This window comes from Pseudomonas sp. NPDC086278, assembly GCF_050280905.1.
Taxonomy (GTDB): Bacteria; Pseudomonadota; Gammaproteobacteria; order Pseudomonadales; family Pseudomonadaceae; genus Aquipseudomonas.
The window spans coordinates 1-19,715 of the sequence record NZ_JBNNWE010000110.1 but is presented as its reverse complement, the minus strand read 5'-3'; the positions used below and the strand labels follow the sequence as shown (position 1 = coordinate 19,715).

The 19,715-nt window shown below is 59.1% G+C and carries 15 protein-coding genes and 3 pseudogenes; all 18 read left to right on the top strand.

All coding sequences use genetic code 11. The annotated features are described in order from the left end of the window. A pseudogene (locus ACQKP4_RS24990) lies at positions 1 to 95 on the top strand (hypothetical protein); the annotation flags it as partial. After that, positions 91 to 858, top strand: a pseudogene (tsf, locus tag ACQKP4_RS24985) (translation elongation factor Ts); the annotation flags it as partial. The pseudogenes ACQKP4_RS24990 and tsf, both read left to right, overlap by 5 nt. A gap of 213 nt (positions 859 to 1,071) precedes the next feature. Next, positions 1,072 to 1,815, top strand: a complete 744-nt coding sequence (gene pyrH, locus ACQKP4_RS24980) for a UMP kinase (RefSeq protein ID WP_003172271.1) — start codon at positions 1,072 to 1,074, stop codon at positions 1,813 to 1,815. Beyond that, positions 1,812 to 2,369, top strand: coding sequence for a ribosome recycling factor (gene frr / locus ACQKP4_RS24975; protein ID WP_427636519.1), 558 nt, complete (start codon positions 1,812 to 1,814; stop codon positions 2,367 to 2,369). The genes pyrH and frr overlap by 4 nt, the downstream gene beginning before the upstream one ends. Before the next feature lie 13 nt (positions 2,370 to 2,382). Then, positions 2,383 to 3,138 carry a polyprenyl diphosphate synthase gene (gene uppS, locus ACQKP4_RS24970; RefSeq protein ID WP_427636517.1) on the top strand — a complete coding sequence of 252 codons (756 nt, stop codon included), beginning with the start codon at positions 2,383 to 2,385 and terminating at the stop codon, positions 3,136 to 3,138. Next, on the top strand, positions 3,138 to 3,944 hold the full coding sequence (locus ACQKP4_RS24965; protein WP_427636515.1) for a phosphatidate cytidylyltransferase: 807 nt from the start codon (positions 3,138 to 3,140) through the stop codon (positions 3,942 to 3,944). Before uppS ends, ACQKP4_RS24965 begins: the two co-directional genes overlap by 1 nt. Further along, positions 3,941 to 5,131, top strand: coding sequence for a 1-deoxy-D-xylulose-5-phosphate reductoisomerase (ispC, locus tag ACQKP4_RS24960; RefSeq protein ID WP_427636514.1), 1,191 nt, complete (start codon positions 3,941 to 3,943; stop codon positions 5,129 to 5,131). Before ACQKP4_RS24965 ends, ispC begins: the two co-directional genes overlap by 4 nt. A gap of 53 nt (positions 5,132 to 5,184) precedes the next feature. Further along, positions 5,185 to 6,537, top strand: a complete 1,353-nt coding sequence (rseP, locus tag ACQKP4_RS24955) for a sigma E protease regulator RseP (RefSeq protein ID WP_427636512.1) — start codon at positions 5,185 to 5,187, stop codon at positions 6,535 to 6,537. A 74-nt stretch (positions 6,538 to 6,611) separates the two neighbouring features. Beyond that, positions 6,612 to 9,002, top strand: coding sequence for an outer membrane protein assembly factor BamA (bamA, locus tag ACQKP4_RS24950; protein WP_427636510.1), 2,391 nt, complete (start codon positions 6,612 to 6,614; stop codon positions 9,000 to 9,002). 45 nt (positions 9,003 to 9,047) lie between these two features. Beyond that, the gene (locus ACQKP4_RS24945) at positions 9,048 to 9,551 is read left to right on the top strand and encodes an OmpH family outer membrane protein (RefSeq protein WP_008028980.1); all 504 of its coding nucleotides are present in this window, start codon (positions 9,048 to 9,050) and stop codon (positions 9,549 to 9,551) included. 3 nt (positions 9,552 to 9,554) lie between these two features. Further along, positions 9,555 to 10,610 carry a UDP-3-O-(3-hydroxymyristoyl)glucosamine N-acyltransferase gene (gene lpxD, locus ACQKP4_RS24940; RefSeq protein WP_427636509.1) on the top strand — a complete coding sequence of 352 codons (1,056 nt, stop codon included), beginning with the start codon at positions 9,555 to 9,557 and terminating at the stop codon, positions 10,608 to 10,610. Positions 10,611 to 10,718: 108 nt separating this feature from the next. Further along, a complete protein-coding gene (gene fabZ, locus ACQKP4_RS24935) occupies positions 10,719 to 11,159 on the top strand; it encodes a 3-hydroxyacyl-ACP dehydratase FabZ (RefSeq protein WP_008028982.1) in 441 nt (146 codons plus the stop codon). Next, entirely contained in the window at positions 11,156 to 11,932 is a 777-nt protein-coding gene (lpxA, locus tag ACQKP4_RS24930; protein WP_427636507.1) for an acyl-ACP--UDP-N-acetylglucosamine O-acyltransferase, read from the top strand. The genes fabZ and lpxA overlap by 4 nt, the downstream gene beginning before the upstream one ends. Positions 11,933 to 11,934: 2 nt before the next feature. Further along, positions 11,935 to 13,065, top strand: coding sequence for a lipid-A-disaccharide synthase (gene lpxB, locus ACQKP4_RS24925; RefSeq protein WP_427636505.1), 1,131 nt, complete (start codon positions 11,935 to 11,937; stop codon positions 13,063 to 13,065). A gap of 8 nt (positions 13,066 to 13,073) precedes the next feature. Then, positions 13,074 to 13,700 carry a ribonuclease HII gene (rnhB, locus tag ACQKP4_RS24920; RefSeq protein ID WP_427636521.1) on the top strand — a complete coding sequence of 209 codons (627 nt, stop codon included), beginning with the start codon at positions 13,074 to 13,076 and terminating at the stop codon, positions 13,698 to 13,700. A gap of 83 nt (positions 13,701 to 13,783) precedes the next feature. Then, positions 13,784 to 17,305 (top strand): DNA polymerase III subunit alpha, encoded by a 3,522-nt coding sequence (dnaE, locus tag ACQKP4_RS24915; RefSeq protein WP_427636503.1) that lies wholly within the window; start codon positions 13,784 to 13,786, stop codon positions 17,303 to 17,305. Positions 17,306 to 17,457: 152 nt separating this feature from the next. After that, the gene (locus ACQKP4_RS24910) at positions 17,458 to 18,405 is read left to right on the top strand and encodes an acetyl-CoA carboxylase carboxyltransferase subunit alpha (RefSeq protein WP_427636501.1); all 948 of its coding nucleotides are present in this window, start codon (positions 17,458 to 17,460) and stop codon (positions 18,403 to 18,405) included. Between the two features lie 208 nt (positions 18,406 to 18,613). Next, positions 18,614 to 19,618 (top strand): annotated as a pseudogene (gene tilS / locus ACQKP4_RS24905) (tRNA lysidine(34) synthetase TilS); the annotation flags it as partial. Positions 19,619 to 19,715: the final 97 nt, after the last annotated feature.

Genomic DNA, 19,715 nt, shown 5'->3' with positions numbered 1-19,715 from the left:
AAGACAATGGCGAAGGCATCGCCTACGGCCAGCAGGGGCGGATTTTCGAGCCTTTTGTGCAAGTGGGTCGCAAGAAGGGTGGCGCCGGTTTGGGGCGAAAAAGCCATTGATGACATGCGTGCTTCCGGCGCTATCAAGGCTGCCAAGAAAGCAGGCAACGTAGCTGCCGAAGGCGCGATCGCTCTGAAAGAAGACGGTAAATCCGCCGTTCTGCTGGAAGTGAACTCGCAGACCGACTTCCTGGCTTTGCAGGACGACTTCAAGGCATTCGTTGCTTCCAGCGTTGAAAAAGCATTCGCTGACAAGCTGACTGATGTTGCTCCGCTGATCGCCGCTCAAGAAGCTGATCGCCTGGTTCTGGTCGGCAAGGTTGGCGAAAACGTCAACATCCGTCGTCTGGCTCGCGTTGAAGGTGACGTTGTTGGTGGTTACCTGCACGGCAACAAGATCGGCGTAACGGTTGTGCTGAAAGGCGGCAACGTTGAGCTGGCCAAGGACATCGCCATGCACGTGGCGGCGACCAACCCTGAATTCCTGCTGCCATCGGAAGTTTCCGCTGAAGCGGTCGAGCGCGAGAAAGGCGTGTTCCTGACCCTCAACGCTGACAAGATCGCCGGCAAGCCGGAAAACATCGTTGAAAACATGGTCAAAGGCCGTATCAGCAAGTTCCTGGCTGAAGCGAGCCTGGTTGAGCAGGCGTTCGTCAAGAACCCTGAAATCAAGGTGGGCGAACTGGCCAAGAAAGCCGGTGCTGAAATCGTTTCCTTCACCTACTTCAAAGTAGGCGATGGTATCGAGAAGCCGGTCGACAACTTCGCTGAAGAAGTTGCTGCCCAGCTGGCTGCCGCCAAGCAATAAGACGGTTTTTATAACTGTCGCCCTGAAGAGGCTGCCCGCTTACGCGCGCAGCCTCTTTTCAGATGGGGTACCAAGTTTTAATTGGTTTCCCTTTGGAACTGGCTTACAAAGCCATGTTCCGATGGCGCTGAAGCAGCGCCAAGCTAGAGTGAACGCCAGCTGTAAACAGCTCGCAAAGAATTTTTTAAAAATACGCCGCAGGAGAGATTCGCAATGGCTCAGCAGGGCAGTGGTTATCAGGCTCGCTATAAACGCATTCTACTCAAGCTTAGCGGCGAGGCCCTGATGGGCTCGGAAGAGTTCGGGATCGATCCGAAAGTTCTGGATCGCATGGCACTGGAAGTAGGCCAGCTGGTCGGCATCGGTGTTCAGGTCGGTCTGGTGATTGGCGGCGGTAACCTGTTTCGCGGTGCGGCGCTGAGCGCGGCCGGGATGGATCGGGTCACCGGTGACCACATGGGCATGCTGGCCACTGTGATGAACGCCCTGGCCATGCGCGACGCTCTGGAACGTGCCAATATCTCTGCCATCGTGATGTCGGCCATTTCCATGGTCGGCGTGACCGATCACTATGATCGTCGCAAAGCCATGCGCCACCTGAATGCCAAGGAAGTCGTGATTTTCGCGGCCGGTACCGGCAATCCGTTCTTCACCACGGATTCGGCGGCCTGCTTGCGTGCAATCGAAATCGACGCCGACGTCGTGCTCAAGGCGACCAAGGTCGATGGCGTTTACACTGCTGATCCATTCAAAGACCCGCATGCCGAGAAGTTCGATCATCTGACTTACGATGAAGTACTGGATCGCAAGCTGGGCGTGATGGACCTGACTGCCATTTGCCTGTGCCGCGACCACAAGATGCCGTTGCGCGTATTTAACATGAACAAGCCCGGCGCCCTGCTGAACATCGTGCATGGCGGCGCTGAAGGGACCCTGATCGAGGAAGGCCAACAATGATCAACGAAATCAAGAAAGACGCTCAAGAGCGCATGCAAAAATCCCTGGAGTCTCTGTCCCACGCGTTTGGTCAGATTCGTACCGGCAAGGCTCACCCGAGCATTTTGGGTAGCGTAATGGTGCCTTATTACGGTACGGACACCCCGTTGAGCGGCGTCGCCAACGTTACCGTAAAAGATTCCCGGACCCTTCAGGTCGTGGCGTTTGAGCGCAATATGCTCGCGGCAGTCGACAAGGCGATCCAAAGCGCCGGCTTGAACCTCAACCCGACCAACCTGGGTGAGTTGCTGCTGATCTCCATGCCTGCCCTGACCGAGGAAACCCGCAAGGGCTTCACCAAGCAGGCTCGCAGTGCCGCTGAAGATGCTCGCGTTGCCGTGCGCAACATCCGTCGCGATGCCCTTGGCGATCTGAAAAAGCTGGTCAAGGACAAGGAAATCAGCGAAGACGAAGAGCGCCGTGCCGCTGCCGATATCCAGAAGCTCACCGACAAGGCTGAGGCCGATATCGACGCGGCGACCAAGCAAAAAGAAGCGGACCTGATGGCCGTATAAGGGTCGCGTTTTCATGGAAAAGACCAAGCAGATTGCGCCGTCCGCGGTGCCGCGCCATGTCGCGATCATCATGGACGGTAATAATCGCTGGGCGAAAAAACGCTTTATGCCGGGTGTCGCCGGGCATAAAGCGGGCGTGGATGCAGTTCGTGCAGTGATTGAAGTGTGCGCCGAGGCCAAGGTCGAGGTGCTCACCCTATTCGCCTTCTCCAGCGAAAACTGGCAGCGCCCGGCCGAGGAAGTCAGCGCCTTGATGGACCTGTTCTTCAAGGCGTTGCGTCGTGAGGCCAAGCGGCTCAACGACAACAACATCAGCCTGCGCATCATCGGCGATCGTTCGCGCTTTCATCCCGAGCTTCAGGCTGCCATGCGTGAAGCTGAGGCGATGACCGTCGGGGCCAATCGTTTTGTCCTGCAGATCGCCGCTAATTACGGCGGTCAGTGGGACATCGCGCAAGCCGCCCAGCGTCTGGCGCGGGAAGTTCAGGCCGGGCATCTGCGTCCGGAAGATATCACTCCCGAATTGCTGCAAACCTGTCTGGTGACTGGCGATCTGCCGTTGCCGGACTTGTGCATTCGTACCGGTGGCGAGCACCGCATCAGCAATTTCCTGCTGTGGCAGTTGGCTTACACCGAGTTGTACTTCTCCGACCTGTTCTGGCCGGACTTCAAACACGACGCCATGCGCAACGCGCTAGCCGATTTCGCCTCTCGCCAGCGCCGCTTCGGTAAAACGAGCGAGCAGGTCGAGTCTGGAGCCCGGGTTTAATGCTCAAACAACGAATCATCACCGCGCTGATCCTGCTGCCGATTGCCTTGTGCGGGTTTTTTCTGCTCGAAGGCTCAGGCTTTGCGTTGTTCATCGGTCTGGTTGTGACGCTGGGCGCCTGGGAATGGGCGCGTCTGGCGGGGTTTACCGCCCAGCCGATTCGCGTCGCCTATGCCGCAGTCGTCGCGCTGGTGCTGTTTGTCATGCACATCCTGCCAGGGCTGGCGCCTTGGGTATTGGGCGCCTCGGTGCTCTGGTGGGCAGTGGCGACGTATCTGGTGCTGACGTATCCGCGTTCCAGCGAGCACTGGTCCAGCGCCGCCTGCAAACTGGTGATCGGGCTGCTGATCTTGCTGCCGGCGTGGCAAGGCCTGGTCCAGATCAAGCAAGAGCCTCTCGGCAACTGGCTGATCATGGCCGTGATGGTGCTGGTCTGGGGGGCTGATATCGGCGCGTACTTTTCCGGTCGGGCCTTTGGCAAGCGCAAACTGGCGCCGCAAGTCAGTCCGGGCAAGAGCTGGGAAGGCGTCTATGGTGGTTTGGCGCTGAGCCTGGTGATCACGGCCATTGTTGGCCTGGTTCGCGACTGGACGGTGGCCGAGCTGTTCAAAGGCTTGATCGGCGCAGCGGTGATTGTGTTCATCTCGGTGGTGGGCGACCTCACCGAGAGCATGTTCAAGCGTCAGTCAGGCATCAAGGACAGCAGTAACTTGCTGCCGGGCCATGGCGGCGTGCTGGATCGTATCGACAGCCTGACTGCCGCGATCCCTGTATTCGCCGTGTTGTTGTGGATGGCTGCACCGTGAGCCGCCCTCAGCAAATCACCGTTCTGGGGGCGACCGGCTCGATCGGCCTGAGCACGCTCGACGTCATCGCGCGTCATCCCGAGCGCTATCAGGTTTTCGCCTTGAGCGGTTTCACTCGCCTGAGTGAGCTGCTGGCGTTGTGCGTGCGGCATGCGCCGCGTTTTGCCGTCGTGCCGCAAGCGGCAGCGGCGCGAGGCCTGCAGGACGACTTGCACGCTGCCGGTCTGGCGACCCGCGTGCTGGTGGGGGAGGAGGGGCTGTGTCAGGTGGCTTCCGATCCGGAAGTCGATGCGGTCATGGCCGCCATCGTTGGTGCGGCGGGCTTGCGTCCGACCCTGGCGGCGGTCGAGGCCGGCAAGAAAATCCTCTTGGCCAACAAGGAAGCGTTGGTGATGTCCGGCGCCCTGTTCATGCAGGCCGTGCGTAAAAGTGGCTCGGTACTGTTGCCGATCGACAGCGAACACAATGCAATTTTCCAGTGCATGCCACGGGATTTCTCCCGTGGGCTGGGCGCTGTCGGTGTGCGTCGGATTCTCCTGACAGCGTCTGGTGGACCGTTCCGACAGACGCCAATGGCGGAACTGGCGCATGTTTCCCCTGAGCAAGCATGTGCCCACCCGAACTGGTCCATGGGGCGCAAGATTTCGGTGGATTCCGCCAGCATGATGAACAAGGGCCTCGAGCTGATCGAAGCCTGCTGGCTGTTTGATGCCAAGCCAGCACAGGTCGAAGTGGTGATTCATCCACAAAGCGTGATTCATTCTCTGGTCGACTACGTTGATGGCTCGGTATTGGCCCAGTTGGGTAACCCCGACATGCGCACGCCGATCGCCAACGCCTTGGCGTGGCCGGAGCGGATTGACTCGGGTGTGGCGCCGCTGGACCTGTTTGCCATTGCACGTCTGGATTTCCAGGCGCCCGACGAAGAGCGTTTTCCCTGTCTGCGTCTGGCGCGTCAGGCTGCCGAGGCTGGCAACAGCGCACCCGCCATGCTCAATGCGGCAAATGAAGTGGCAGTGGCGGCGTTTCTCGACGGGCGGGTTCGCTACCCGGAAATCGCGAGTATTATCGAGCAGGTATTGAGTCTTGAGCCTGTGGTCGCGGTGGATGACCTGGAGGCCGTGTTCACGGCGGATGCGAAGGCGCGTCTGCTGGCAGAACAATGGTTGAGTCGTCACGGGCGGTAAATGCTGCGATACGTTGGCCCATGCAGCACCGGATAGGATTGCGGAGAAAGTAAATGAGCGCGCTCTATATGATTGTCGGCACCCTGGTAGCGCTAGGCGTGCTGGTCACCTTCCACGAGTTCGGCCATTTCTGGGTCGCCCGCCGTTGTGGGGTCAAAGTGCTGCGTTTCTCCGTGGGCTTCGGCATGCCGCTGCTGCGTTGGCACGACAAAAAAGGCACCGAATTTGTCGTCGCGGCGATTCCATTGGGCGGCTACGTGAAGATGCTCGACGAGCGTGAAGGCGAAGTCCCGGCCGATCAGCTCGATCAATCCTTCAATCGCAAATCCGTCCGTCAACGTATCGCGATCGTCGCTGCCGGCCCGATCGCCAACTTCTTGTTGGCGATGGTGTTTTTCTGGGTGTTGGCAATGCTCGGCAGCGAGCAGGTGCGTCCGGTCATCGGCGCAGTCGAGTCCGGCAGTATTGCCGCCAAGGCGGGTTTGAGCGCCGGTCAGGAAATTGTTGCCATTGACGGTGAGCCGACGACGGGGTGGGCTGCCGTCAATTTGCAGTTGGTCCGTCGCCTGGGTGAAAGCGGTTCGCTGCAACTGCTGGTTCGGGATCAGGGTTCCAGCGCGGACTCGCCTCGTGAGCTGGTGCTCGATAGCTGGCTTAAGGGTGCCGACGAGCCCGATCCGATTCGTTCGCTGGGGATTCGTCCGTGGCGTCCGGCGTTGCCGCCAGTGCTGGCTGAAATAGATCCCAAAGGTCCGGCGCAGGCCGCAGGGCTGAAAACCGGTGACCGGTTGCTGACCCTTGATGGCAAGGCACTGGATGACTGGCAGCAGGTGGTCGACACCGTCCGTATGCATCCGGATACCAAAATCATGCTGCGCGTCGAGCGCGATGGTGCTCAAATCGACGTCCCTGTGACCTTGGCCGCTCGCGGCGAGAGCAAGGCGCCTACCGGTTACATGGGGGCCGGGGTCAAAGCGGTCGACTGGCCACCCGAGATGATTCGTGAAGTGAGTTACGGTCCTGTGGCTGCGATTGGCGAGGGTGCTCGACGCACCTGGACCATGAGCGTACTGACCCTCGATTCGCTCAAGAAAATGTTGTTCGGCGAGCTCTCGGTAAAAAACTTGAGTGGACCGATAACCATTGCTAAAGTGGCGGGCGCTTCTGCCCAGTCGGGTGTCGCTGATTTCCTGAATTTCCTTGCTTATCTGAGTATTAGCCTGGGCGTTCTGAATTTGTTGCCCATTCCTGTACTGGATGGGGGGCATTTGTTGTTTTATCTGATCGAGTGGACGCGTGGTCGTCCCTTGTCGGATCGGGTGCAGGGTTGGGGGATACAGATCGGTATCAGTTTGGTGGTCGGGGTGATGTTGCTTGCTCTGGTCAATGATTTGGGCCGTCTGTAACACTTCGCTGAATTGCGAATCTGCCGCATTTTGCGGCAGTTTGTTTATTGCCAGTTGGAATAAGAAAGGACTTCATGAAACGTCTGCTGCTAACTGCGGTTCTCACCGTATTGATGATCGCCGAAGTTCACGCCGAGTCCTTCACTATCTCTGATATTCGCGTCAATGGCCTCCAGCGGGTCTCCGCGGGTAGCGTCTTTGGTGCTTTGCCGTTAAACGTCGGTGAACAGGCGGATGATCGTCGCCTGGTGGAATCCACTCGTGCGCTGTTCAAAACCGGGTTCTTTCAAGATATCCAGCTGGGCCGTGATGGCAACGTCCTGGTCATCACGGTTGTCGAGCGTCCGTCGGTCGCCAGTATCGAGATCGAGGGTAACAAGGCGATCTCCACTGAAGACCTGATGAAAGGCCTCAAACAATCCGGTCTGGCCGAAGGCGAGATCTTCCAGCGTGCCACCCTCGAAGGTGTGCGTAACGAGCTGCAGCGTCAGTACGTCGCCCAGGGTCGTTACTCGGCTACCGTCGACACCGAGGTGGTGCCGCAACCGCGCAACCGCGTGGCTCTGAAGGTGAACATCAACGAAGGCACTGTTGCTGCTATCCAGCACATCAACGTGGTGGGCAACACCGTCTTCCCGGATGACGACCTCATCGACCTGTTCGAACTCAAGACCACCAACTGGCTGTCGTTCTTCAAGAACGATGACAAGTACGCCCGTGAAAAGCTTTCCGGTGACCTGGAACGTCTGCGTTCCTACTACCTGGACCGCGGCTATATCAACATGGATATCGCTTCGACCCAGGTTTCCATTACCCCGGACAAGAAGCACGTCTACATCACCGTCAACATCAACGAAGGCGACAAGTACACCGTTCGTGATGTCAAGCTGAGCGGCGATCTGAAAGTCCCTGAAGACCAGGTCAAGTCCCTGCTGCTGGTGCAAAAAGGCCAGGTGTTCTCGCGCAAGCTGATGACCACCACTTCCGAACTGATCACCCGCCGTCTGGGTAACGAGGGTTACACCTTCGCCAACGTCAGCGGTGTGCCTGTGCCGCACGATGACGACCACACGGTCGATATCACTTTTGCTGTCGATCCGGGCAAGCGTGCTTACGTCAACCGCATCAATTTCCGTGGCAATACCAAGTCCGAAGACGAAGTGCTGCGCCGTGAAATGCGTCAGATGGAAGGTGGCTGGGCCTCGACTTACCTGATCGACCAGTCCAAGACCCGTCTTGAGCGCCTGGGCTTCTTCAAGGAAGTCAACGTCGAAACCCCGGCCGTACCAGGTGTTGATGACCAGGTTGACGTGAACTACAGCGTGGAAGAGCAAGCTTCCGGTTCGATCACCGCCAGCGTCGGTTTTGCACAGAGCGCCGGTCTGATCCTCGGCGGTTCGATCACGCAGAACAACTTCCTGGGTACGGGTAACAAAGTCAGCGTTGGCTTGACCCGCAGTGAATACCAGAGCCGTTATAACTTCGGTTATGTCGACCCGTACTGGACTGCCGATGGCGTGAGCCTGGGTTACAACGCGTTCTATCGCACCACCGACTACAAAGACCTCGACGTCGACGTAGCGAGCTATGCCGTAGACAGCCTGGGTGCTGGCGTGAGCGTCGGTTATCCGATCAGTGAGACTTCGCGTCTGACTTTCGGCCTGACGGCACAGCAAGACAAGATCAAGACCGGTCAGTACACCGTCGACGAGATCTTCGACTTCGTTAACAAGGAAGGCGACAACTACCTGAACTTCAAGGCGTCGGCCGGCTGGTCCGAGTCCACCCTGAACAAAGGCGTACTGGCAACCCGTGGTCATTCCCAGAGCTTGACGCTGGAAGCCACCACGCCGGGCAGCGACCTGTCGTTCTTCAAACTTGATTACCGTGGCCAGTTGTTCCAGCCACTGTCAGAAAACTACACCATGCGTCTGCACACCGAATTGGGTTACGGCGACGGTTACGGTTCGACCGATGGCTTGCCGTTCTATGAAAACTACTATGCTGGTGGTTTCAACTCGGTTCGTGGCTTCAAGGACAGTACGCTGGGTCCACGCAGTACGCCTAGCCGTGGTCAGGCTGTAACAGGTAACGCCGGTACGCTGGCTGACCCGGACCAGGATCCGCTGCCATTCGGTGGCAACGTCCTGATCCAGGGCGGTGTCGAGGTGCTGTTCCCGTTGCCATTCGTCAAGGATCAGCGTTCTTTGCGTACCTCGGTATTCTGGGATGTGGGTAACGTATTTGACTCCAAGTGCTCCCAGACGACGAACGCCAATACCAGTTCGTCCTCTGACACGAAGTGTAACGACATCAGCTTGAGTAACCTCGCCAGTTCCGTGGGCGTGGGTGTGACCTGGGTTACCGCACTGGGTCCTCTGAGCTTCGCGTTGGCCATGCCGGTCAAGAAACCGGATGACGCTGAGACTCAAGTGTTCCAATTCTCTCTTGGCCAGACGTTCTAAGCGTCTGCCCCAAAATAACGACAATGGATTTTGTAGGAGTGCATCGTGCGTAAGTTGACTCAATTGGTTCTCCTGGCGACCGTACTGGTTGCAGGTCCGGCTTTTGCCGACATGAAAATCGCCGTGCTGAACTATCAGATGGCGCTGTTGGAATCCGACGCAGCGAAGAAGTACGCCGTGGATGCCGAGAAGAAGTTCGGTCCGCAGCTGACCAAACTGAAGACGCTGGAAAGCAGTGCCAAAGGTATTCAGGACCGTCTGATGGCGGGTGGCGACAAAATGCAGCAAGGCGAGCGTGAACGTCTTGAGCTGGAATTCAAGCAAAAGGCCCGTGACTTCCAGTTCCAGTCCAAGGAACTGAACGAAGCCAAAGCCGTTGCCGACCGTGAAATGCTGAAGCAGCTCAAGCCAAAACTGGACAGCGCTGTGGAAGAAGTCATCAAGAAAGGTGCTTTTGACCTGGTCTTCGAGCGTGGCGCAGTAATTGATGTCAAACCGCAGTACGACATCACTCGCCAGGTTATCGAGCGCATGAATCAGCTGAAGTAATCCATGACCGCGACCATAAAGCTCGGCCAATTGGCCGAGTTCCTCGGCGCCACGCTACGTGGCGATCCGGAGAAAGAAATTACTGGGCTAGCCACTTTGCAAGAGGCTGGCCCAGCTCAGTTGAGCTTTCTCGCAAACACCCAATACCGTAAATACCTGGTGGACAGCCGGGCCGCAGCGCTGTTGCTGAAGGCCGCTGACGCCGAAGGTTTTGCCGGTGACGCGCTGGTGGTGCCTGATCCGTATCTGGCCTACGCACGTGTTTCCCACCTGTTCGATCCAAAGCCTAAAGCGCCTGCCGGTATTCATCCGACGGCGGTGGTGGCCGAGGATGCAGTCATCGACCCGGCGGCGAGCATTGGCGCCTTTGTGGTCATCGAAAGCGCTGCGCGCATTGCCGCTGGCGTGACCATCGGCGCGCATTGCTTCATCGGTGCCCGTTGCGAGATTGGCGAGGGTGGTTGGCTGGCCCCGCGCGTGACGCTGTACCACGACGTGCGCATCGGCAAGCGGGTGGTGATTCAGTCCGGAGCCGTGCTCGGTGGCGAAGGCTTCGGCTTTGCCAACGAAAAAGGTGTCTGGCAGAAAATCGCCCAGATCGGCGGTGTACTGGTCGGTGACGACGTCGAGATCGGTGTGAATACCGCCGTCGATCGCGGCGCGTTGGCCGATACCGTACTCGGTAACGGTGTGAAGCTCGACAACCAGATACAGATTGCTCACAACGTGCAGGTCGGTGATCACACCGCCATGGCCGCGTGCGTGGGGATTTCCGGCAGCACCAAAATCGGCAAGCATTGCATGCTTGCCGGTGGCGTAGGGCTGGTGGGGCATATCGAAATTTGCGACAACGTTTTTATCACCGGGATGACCATGGTGACCCACTCGATTACCGAAAAGGGCTCCTATTCTTCCGGTACGGCGATGCAGCCAGCAGCCGAGTGGCGCAAAAGCGCGGCGCGCATTCGTCAGCTCGATGACATCGCGCGGCGTCTGCGACAGTTGGAAAAGCGTGTTGGGGAAGTGACCCCTGACGGTATTGCTTCATCAGATGGCTGATACCATTTTCATATCAAGTGTGCACAGCCGCTAGACTGCCTCCTTGATTTGCTAGAGGTGCGCGCGTAAGTCGCGCGCTCCCAATCTTTACATAGGCTTCCCCCCGAAATGATGGACATCAACGAGATTCGCGAATACCTGCCTCACCGTTACCCGTTCCTGCTGGTGGACCGGGTAGTGGACCTGGATGTGGAAGGCAAGCGCATTCGCGCCTACAAGAATGTCAGCATCAACGAGCCGTTCTTCAACGGTCACTTCCCTGCGCATCCAATCATGCCGGGCGTATTGATCATTGAAGCGATGGCTCAGGCTGCCGGGATCCTCGGTTTCAAGATGCTGGACGTGAAACCGGCCGATGGCACCCTGTACTACTTCGTTGGCTCCGACAAGCTGCGTTTCCGTCAGCCGGTCAAGCCTGGCGACCAGTTGATCCTCGAAGCCACGTTCATCAGCTGCAAGCGCAAGATCTGGAAGTTTGAATGCCAGGCGTCTGTGGATGGCAAGCCAGTGTGCTCGGCAGAGATCATCTGTGCGGAACAAAAAGTATGAGTTTGATTGACCCTCGCGCAATCATCGATCCGACGGCCGTCCTGGCCGACGGCGTTGAGGTCGGCCCTTGGTCGATCGTCGGCGCAGGTGTGGAAATCGGCGAGGGAACAGTGATCGGGCCGCATGTGATTCTCAAAGGCCCGACCCGCATCGGTAAGCACAACCGCATCTACCAGTTTTCTTCGGTAGGTGAGGACACGCCCGATCTGAAATACAAAGGCGAAGAAACCCGTCTGGTTATCGGTGATCACAACATCATCCGCGAAGGCGTGACGATTCATCGTGGCACTGTGCAGGACCGCGCTGAAACGACCCTGGGCGATCACAACCTGATCATGGCCTATGCCCACATCGGCCACGACAGCGTCATCGGCAACCATTGCATTCTGGTCAACAACACCGCGCTGGCCGGCCACGTGCATGTTGAAGACTGGGCGATCTTGTCCGGCTTCACCCTGGTTCACCAGTATTGCCATATTGGCGCCCACAGCTTTTCCGGCATGGGCACCGCCATCGGCAAAGACGTTCCAGCCTACGTCACCGTGTTTGGCAACCCCGCCGAAGCCCGCAGCATGAACTTCGAAGGCATGCGCCGTCGTGGTTTCAGCGAAGACGCGATCCATGCGTTGCGTCGCGCCTACAAAGTGGTCTACCGCCAGGGCTTGACGGTCGAACAGGCGCTCGGCGAACTGGCCGAACCCTCGGCGCAGTTTCCGGAAGTCGCGGTGTTCCGTGATTCCATCCAGTCTTCGACTCGCGGCATCACGCGTTAATCATGGCTAATCTGCGTATTGCGCTGGTAGCGGGTGAAGCTTCCGGCGACATTCTCGGCGCGGGCCTCATGCGCGCCCTCAAGGCTCAGCATCCTGACGTCGAGTTCCTCGGTGTTGGCGGTCCGTTGATGCAGGCTGAAGGCCTGACCTCGTACTTCCCGATGGAACGACTGTCGGTCATGGGCCTGGTGGAAGTGCTGGGGCGATTGCGTGAGCTGATGGCCCGGCGCAAAAAGCTGATCGCCGACCTGATCGCCGAAAAACCGGATGTGTTCATCGGTATCGATGCCCCGGACTTCAACCTCAATATCGAACTCAAGTTGCGTCAGGCCGGGATCAAGACCGTGCATTACGTCAGCCCGTCGGTCTGGGCGTGGCGGCAAAAGCGTGTGCTGAAGATCCGCGAAGGCTGCGACCTGATGCTGACGCTGTTCCCGTTCGAAGCAAAATTTTACGAAGAGAAAGGCGTGCCGGTGCGGTTTGTCGGCCATTCCCTGGCCGATGCGATCCCGCTGGAAGCTGATCGTGCGGCGGCGCGGGCCGAGCTGGGCTTGCCCGACGGTCCTCTGGTGGCGTTGATGCCCGGCAGTCGCGGCGGTGAGGTTGGCCGTCTCGGTGCTTTGTTCCTCGATACGGCCCAGCGCGTGCGTGCCCTTCGTCCCGGCGTACGCTTCGTCATGCCGTGCGCGAGCCCCGAGCGCCGCGCACAGCTTGAGGAATTACTGGCCGGCCGTGATCTGCCGTTGACCTTGCTCGATGGCAACTCCCATCTGGCCTTGGCCGCGTGCGACGCCGTGCTGATCGCCTCCGGGACAGCTACCCTTGAAGCGTTGTTGTACAAGCGGCCGATGGTGGTGGCTTATCGACTGGCGTCGCTGACGTTCTGGATTCTCAAGCGCATGGTGAAAAGTCCTTACGTCTCCTTGCCGAACTTGTTGGCCCAACGCTTGTTGGTGCCCGAGTTGCTGCAGGATGACGCGACGGTCGAAGCCCTGGCGCAAACGCTCTCGCCACTGATCGAGGGCGGCGAAGAACAGACTCGCGGCTTCGACGAAATCCACCGCACCCTGCGTCTGGACGCCTCCAACCAGGCGGCCGACGCCGTACTGAACCTGATTGGCAAAGCACAATGAGCAAAACAATGCAGATGGGCCTCGACTTCACCCTGGTCGCCGAAGTGGAAGACCTAGTGGCCGGCGTCGATGAGGTCGGTCGTGGTCCGCTCTGCGGCGCGGTGGTCACCGCCGCCGTGATCCTTGATCCGAACCGCTCGATCCTCGGCCTCAACGATTCGAAGAAGCTCACCGAAGCACGCCGCGAAAAGCTCTACGACGAGATCTGCGAAAAAGCCCTGAGCTGGTGCATCGCCCGCGCCGAAGTCGAAGAGATCGATGAGCTGAACATTCTGCACGCCACCATGCTGGCCATGCAGCGCGCCATCGAAGGGCTGCACATCCAGCCGAAACTGGCGATGATCGACGGCAACCGTTGCCCGAAACTGTCCATGCGCGCCGAAGCGGTGGTGCAGGGCGATGGCAAAGTACCGGCCATCGCCGCGGCGTCGATTCTGGCCAAGGTCAGCCGCGACCGTGAAATGGCTGCTTTCGAATTGATTTATCCGGGTTACGGAATCGGCGGCCACAAGGGCTACCCGACGCCCGTTCATCTGGAAGCGCTGGCCCGCTTGGGGCCGACGCCGATTCATCGCCGCTCGTTCGCCCCGGTGCGTCTGGCTTACGAGGCGCGCGAAGGCTTGATCGTGAGTTAGTTGCAAGGCTGATGTTTTTGCCAAGGCCCGGTACAATCCGGGCCTTGTTGTCTTCACGTTTCTAGTTTCCAGACAGGATCACTATGCCGGCTTCATTCGTTCATCTACGCCTGCACACTGAATATTCCCTGGTCGACGGTCTGGTGCGGATCAAACCGCTGGTCAAGACCCTCGTCGGCATGAACATGCCTGCCGTGGCGGTCACCGACCAGAACAACATGTGTTCGCTGGTCAAATTCTACAAAGCCTCCATGGGCGCCGGCATCAAGCCAATCTGCGGCGCCGACCTGTGGTTGTCGAACAAGGACCCGGACAACGCCCTGAGCCGGATCAGCCTGTTGGCGATGAACGCCGTCGGCTACCGGAACCTCACCGAACTGATCTCACGCGGCTTCATCGACGGCCAGCGCAATGGCTCCGTCATCATTGAGCGCGAGTGGGTAGCCGAAGCCAGCGAAGGCTTGATCATGCTGTCGGCGGCGAAAGAAGGCGAGATTGGCCTGGCCATGCTCGGCGGCAATCCGGCGGAAGCGGAAAAGCTGGCGCGCGAATGGATGTCGGTGTTTCCGGATCGCTTCTACCTGGAAATCCAGCGCACCAATCGCCCCAACGATGAAGAACAACTGCACGGCGCCGTGGCCCTGGCCGAGAAAATCGGTGCGCCGCTGGTGGCGACCAACGATGTGCGCTTCATCAAGCAGGAAGACTTTGCCGCTCACGAAACCCGCGTGTGCATCGGTGAGGGTCGCGCCCTCGACGATCCGCGGCGCTCGAAAAATTACAGCGATCAGCAGTACCTCAAAAGCGCCGAGGAAATGGCCGAGTTGTTCAGCGACATACCCGAGGCGCTGGAAAACACCGTCGAGATTGCCAAGCGCTGCAACATCGAAGTGAAGCTGGGCACTCACTTCCTGCCCAACTTCCCGATTCCCGATGGCATGACCATCGATGAGTATTTCCGCAAGGTGTCCTTCGATGGTCTTGAAGAGCGCTTGAGCGTTCTGCTGCCCCGAGACACCACCGAGGACTACGAAAGCAAGCGTCAGGTCTACGTCGACCGACTGAATTTCGAGCTGGATATCATCATCCAGATGGGTTTCCCCGGTTACTTCCTGATCGTGATGGACTTTATCCAGTGGGCCAAGAGCAACGGCGTGCCGGTGGGGCCGGGCCGGGGTTCGGGTGCGGGGTCGCTGGTGGCCTATGTGCAGAAGATCACCGACCTCGACCCGCTGGAATATGACTTGCTGTTCGAACGGTTCCTGAACCCGGAACGGGTTTCGATGCCCGACTTCGACGTCGACTTCTGCATGGACGGTCGCGACCGCGTGATCGATTACGTGGCCGAGAAATACGGCCGCAACGCGGTCAGCCAGATCATCACGTTCGGTTCGATGGCCGCCAAGGCCGTGGTCCGCGACGTGGCGCGGGTGCAGGGCAAGTCCTACGGCCTGGCGGATCGTCTGTCGAAGATGATTCCGTTCGAAGTCGGCATGACCCTGGAAAAAGCCTACGAGCAGGAGGAAATCCTGCGTGACTTCATCAAGGTCGATGAAGAGGCCGCGGAAATCTGGGAAATGGCACGCAAGCTTGAAGGCGTGGTGCGTAACGTCGGCAAGCACGCCGGTGGCGTCGTTATCGCGCCGACCAAGCTGACGGACTTCTCGCCGATCTACTGCGATGAGGCCGGTGATGGCCTGGTAACCCAGTTCGACAAGGACGATGTCGAGGCTGCCGGCCTGGTGAAGTTCGACTTCCTCGGTCTGCGGACCCTGACGGTCATCGACTGGGCGCTGAAAACCATCAATCGTGACCGCGCCAAGGTCAATGAGCCGCCGCTGGACATCGCGTTCATTCCGCTGGACGACAAACCGACTTACACGCTGTTGCAAAAAGCTGAAACCACCGCGGTGTTCCAGCTTGAGTCGCGCGGGATGAAAGAGCTGATCAAAAAGCTCAAGCCCGACTGCCTGGAAGACTTGATTGCACTGGTGGCCCTGTTCCGTCCGGGGCCGTTGCAATCGGGCATGGTGGACGACTTTATCAACCGTAAGCACGGTCGCGCCGAGCTGGCCTACCCGCACTCGGATTACCAGTACGAAGGCCTCAAGCCGGTGCTGGCACCGACGTACGGCATCATCTTGTATCAGGAACAGGTGATGCAGATTGCCCAGGTCATGGCCGGCTACACCCTTGGTGGCGCGGACATGCTGCGGCGGGCCATGGGTAAGAAAAAGCCCGAGGAAATGGCCAAGCAACGTGGCGGTTTCATTGACGGTTGCACCACCAACAATATCGACGCGGACCTGGCCGGTAACATTTTCGACCTGGTGGAAAAATTCGCCGGTTACGGCTTCAACAAGTCTCACTCCGCCGCTTATGGCCTGGTGTCGTACCAGACGGCATGGCTGAAAACGCATTACCCGGCGCCATTCATGGCGGCGGTACTGTCGGCGGACATGCACAACACCGACAAGGTCGTGACCTTGATCGAAGAAATTCGCACCATGAAGCTGCGTCTCGACGCGCCGGATGTGAATGCTTCGGAGTTCAAGTTCACGGTGAATGACGAAGGCCGGATCATTTACGGCCTCGGCGCGATCAAGGGTGTGGGTGAAGGCCCGGTGGAGGCGATCACCGAAGCGCGTCAGGACGGTCCGTTCAAGGACTTGTTCGATTTCTGCGCCCGGGTCGACCTCAAGCGGATCAACAAGCGCACGCTGGACGGTTTGATCCGTAGCGGTGCCTTGGATCGTCTGGGCCCGTATTTCCATGACGAACCGAAAGCCTATCAAGCCAGCATCGACCAGAATCGCGCCGTCCTGCTGAATGCGATGGAAGGGGCGATCAAGGCCGCCGAGCAAACCGCGCGCACCCACGACAGTGGTCACGCCGACCTGTTTGGCGGGCTGTTCGTCGAAGAAGACGCCGACGTCTACGCCAATCACCGCAAGGCCAAGGAACTGACCCTCAAGGAACGCCTCAAAGGCGAGAAAGACACTCTGGGCTTGTACCTGACCGGTCACCCGATCGACGAATACGAAGGCGAGATTCGTCGCTTCGCCCGCCAGCGCATCATCGACCTGAAGCCGGCGCGCGATACGCAAACCGTCGCGGGCATGATCATCGCCCTGCGCGTGATGAAGAACAAAAAGGGCGACAAGATGGGGTTCATTACCCTCGACGACCGCTCCGGACGCATCGAGGCCTCTTTGTTTGCCGAGGCGTTCCATTCCGCGCAGTCGCTGTTGCAGACCGACGCGATGGTGGTGGTCGAGGGCGAAGTCAGCAATGACGATTTTTCCGGCGGTTTGCGCCTGCGGGTCAAGCGTGTGATGAGCATGGAAGATGCGCGCACCAACCTCGCCGAAAGCCTGCGCCTGAAGTTGCAGACCAAGGATTTGAAGGGCGATCAGCTACGCTGGCTGGGTGAGTTGTTCAAACGTCACCGCGGCGCGTGCCCGATCACCATGGAGTACACGAGTCCCGATGCAAAGGCCTTGCTGCAGTTCGGCGAGACTTGGCGAATTGACCCGGCGGATGCGTTGATTCAAGCCCTGCGTGACCAGTTCGGGCGAGACAACGTCTTCCTCCAATACCGTTGACGGCCAGGCTGCATTTCTTTTCATTAAGAGCTGCCCTGATCTCGACCTGAATTTTTAATCTCGACCTGAACGCGCCTCTCCCTTAAGGTAGGGCGCGAATAGACAACCGGCCGGCCCAAGCTCTCTTGGATGTCGACCCAAGACGGACGCCTATGAACCCGAATTTTCTAGATTTCGAACAGCCGATCGCCGACCTGCAAGCCAAGATCGAAGAGTTGCGCTTGGTCGGTAACGACAATTCGCTGAATATCGGCGATGAGATCTCCCGCCTGCAGGACAAAAGCAGCACGCTGACCGAAGACATCTTCGGCAAGCTGACCAGCTGGCAGATCGCGCGTCTGGCGCGTCACCCGAAGCGTCCTTACACGCTGGACTACATCGAGCACATCTTCACCGAGTTCGATGAGCTGCACGGCGACCGTCACTTCTCCGACGACGCTGCCATCGTCGGCGGTATTGCCCGATTGAACGATGAGCCGGTGATGATCATCGGTCACCAGAAAGGCCGCGAAGTGCGCGAGAAAGTGCGCCGCAACTTCGGCATGCCGCGTCCGGAGGGCTACCGCAAGGCCTGCCGCCTGATGGAAATGGCCGAGCGCTTCAAAATGCCGATCCTGACCTTCATCGACACCCCGGGCGCTTACCCGGGCATCGACGCCGAAGAGCGTAACCAGAGCGAAGCGATTGCCTGGAACCTGCGCGTCATGTCTCGCCTGAAAACCCCGATCATCGCCACCGTGATTGGTGAAGGTGGTTCGGGTGGCGCATTGGCGATCGGCGTTTGCGACCAGCTGAACATGCTGCAGTACTCGACCTACGCGGTGATTTCGCCGGAAGGTTGCGCCTCGATTCTGTGGAAAACCGCCGAGAAGGCGCCGGATGCCGCTGAAGCCATGGGCATCACCGCCGAGCGCCTGAAAGGCCTGGGCATCGTGGATAAAGTGATTGGCGAGCCATTGGGCGGCGCTCATCGCGATCCGGTCGCTGCGGCGGCCTCGATCCGCGCCGAGCTGAGCTCGCAATTGGCGATGCTGAAGACCTTCGACAACGAAGCGCTGCTGAAACGTCGTTACGAGCGGCTGATGAGCTACGGTCTCTGATCCGACCTCGCTTTTCCCATGTGGGAGCGAGCCTGTGTGGCGAGGGGGCTTGACCCCGTTCGACTGCGAAGCAGTCGTAAATCCAGTCAGTGCTATCTGATGCTAGATCGCGCTTACTGGTTTTTAGGTGCGCTTTGCGCGCCAACGGAGGCAAGCCCTCTCGCCACACAAGCCCGCTCCCACATTTGATTTGTGCAGAGGGAAAGTTATGGATCGGCCGATGATTGATTTGCCTGCCAGGCTTTTGCTCAATCTGAGGTCGTGGCGCGACGCCACGGCCTGGCGCATCGCCTTCTCCGGCGGCCTCGACTCCAGCGTCCTGCTGCACTTGCTCGCCCACCTCGCAAAAACCGAAAACCTGCCGGCGCTGAGCGCCATCCACATCCATCACGGCCTTCAGGCTGCGGCCGATGCGTGGCCAGCACATTGCCAATCCGTCTGTGATGCCTTGGGTGTGCCGCTACAGGTGGTTCACGTTCAGGTTCAGCCCGGCGCCAGCCTTGAGCGTGCCGCGCGGGATGCGCGCTATGGCGCGTTCATTGAGGCCACTCAAGCCAATGAGCTGCTGCTGACCGCGCAGCACCGTGACGATCAGGCGGAAACCCTGTTGTTTCGGCTGTTGCGCGGGGCAGGGGTGAGGGGCTTGTCCGCAATGCCAAGTCAACGCCCCTTGGGCCGGGGACATCTGTTGCGGCCGCTGCTGGATGTCACTCGTGCCGAGCTAGAGGCCTACGCAAAAGTACATCAGTTGAGCTGGATCGAAGACCCGTCGAATCAGGACCTGCACTATTCGCGCAATTTTCTGCGGCACCAGGTGTTCTCTGTGTTGGCTGAGCGTTGGCCGCAAGCCATCACGACCATGGCCCGCAGCGCCTCGCATTTGAGCGAAGCGCAGGGATTACTGGATGATCTGGCGAAGATTGATCTGGCCTGTGCCGGCGCCGTGAGTGATTTCGATTGGCTGGGTCTGCCGTCGCTGGAACTGGCATCCCTCGAAAAACTCTCCGTCGCACGCCAACGCAATGCGCTGAGCCATTGGCTCGCAACGCTGACGCGATTGCCCGACAGCGACCATTGGTCGGGTTGGGAGGATTTGCGTGATGCCTGCGGCGATGCCCGTCCGATCTGGCGGTTGGCCGATGGCGAGTTGCACCGTTGCGGGGGGCGAATCTGGTGGTTGGCGGGCTGCTGGTTACGCGAACCGCCTGCGCCTGGGCCAGAGGACCTGATTGGCCCGCCGCTGGAACAATACGCGCGCAGCCTGATCGGGCTCAGCGACCAATAAGACACAGGAGAACGCCATGAGTGGT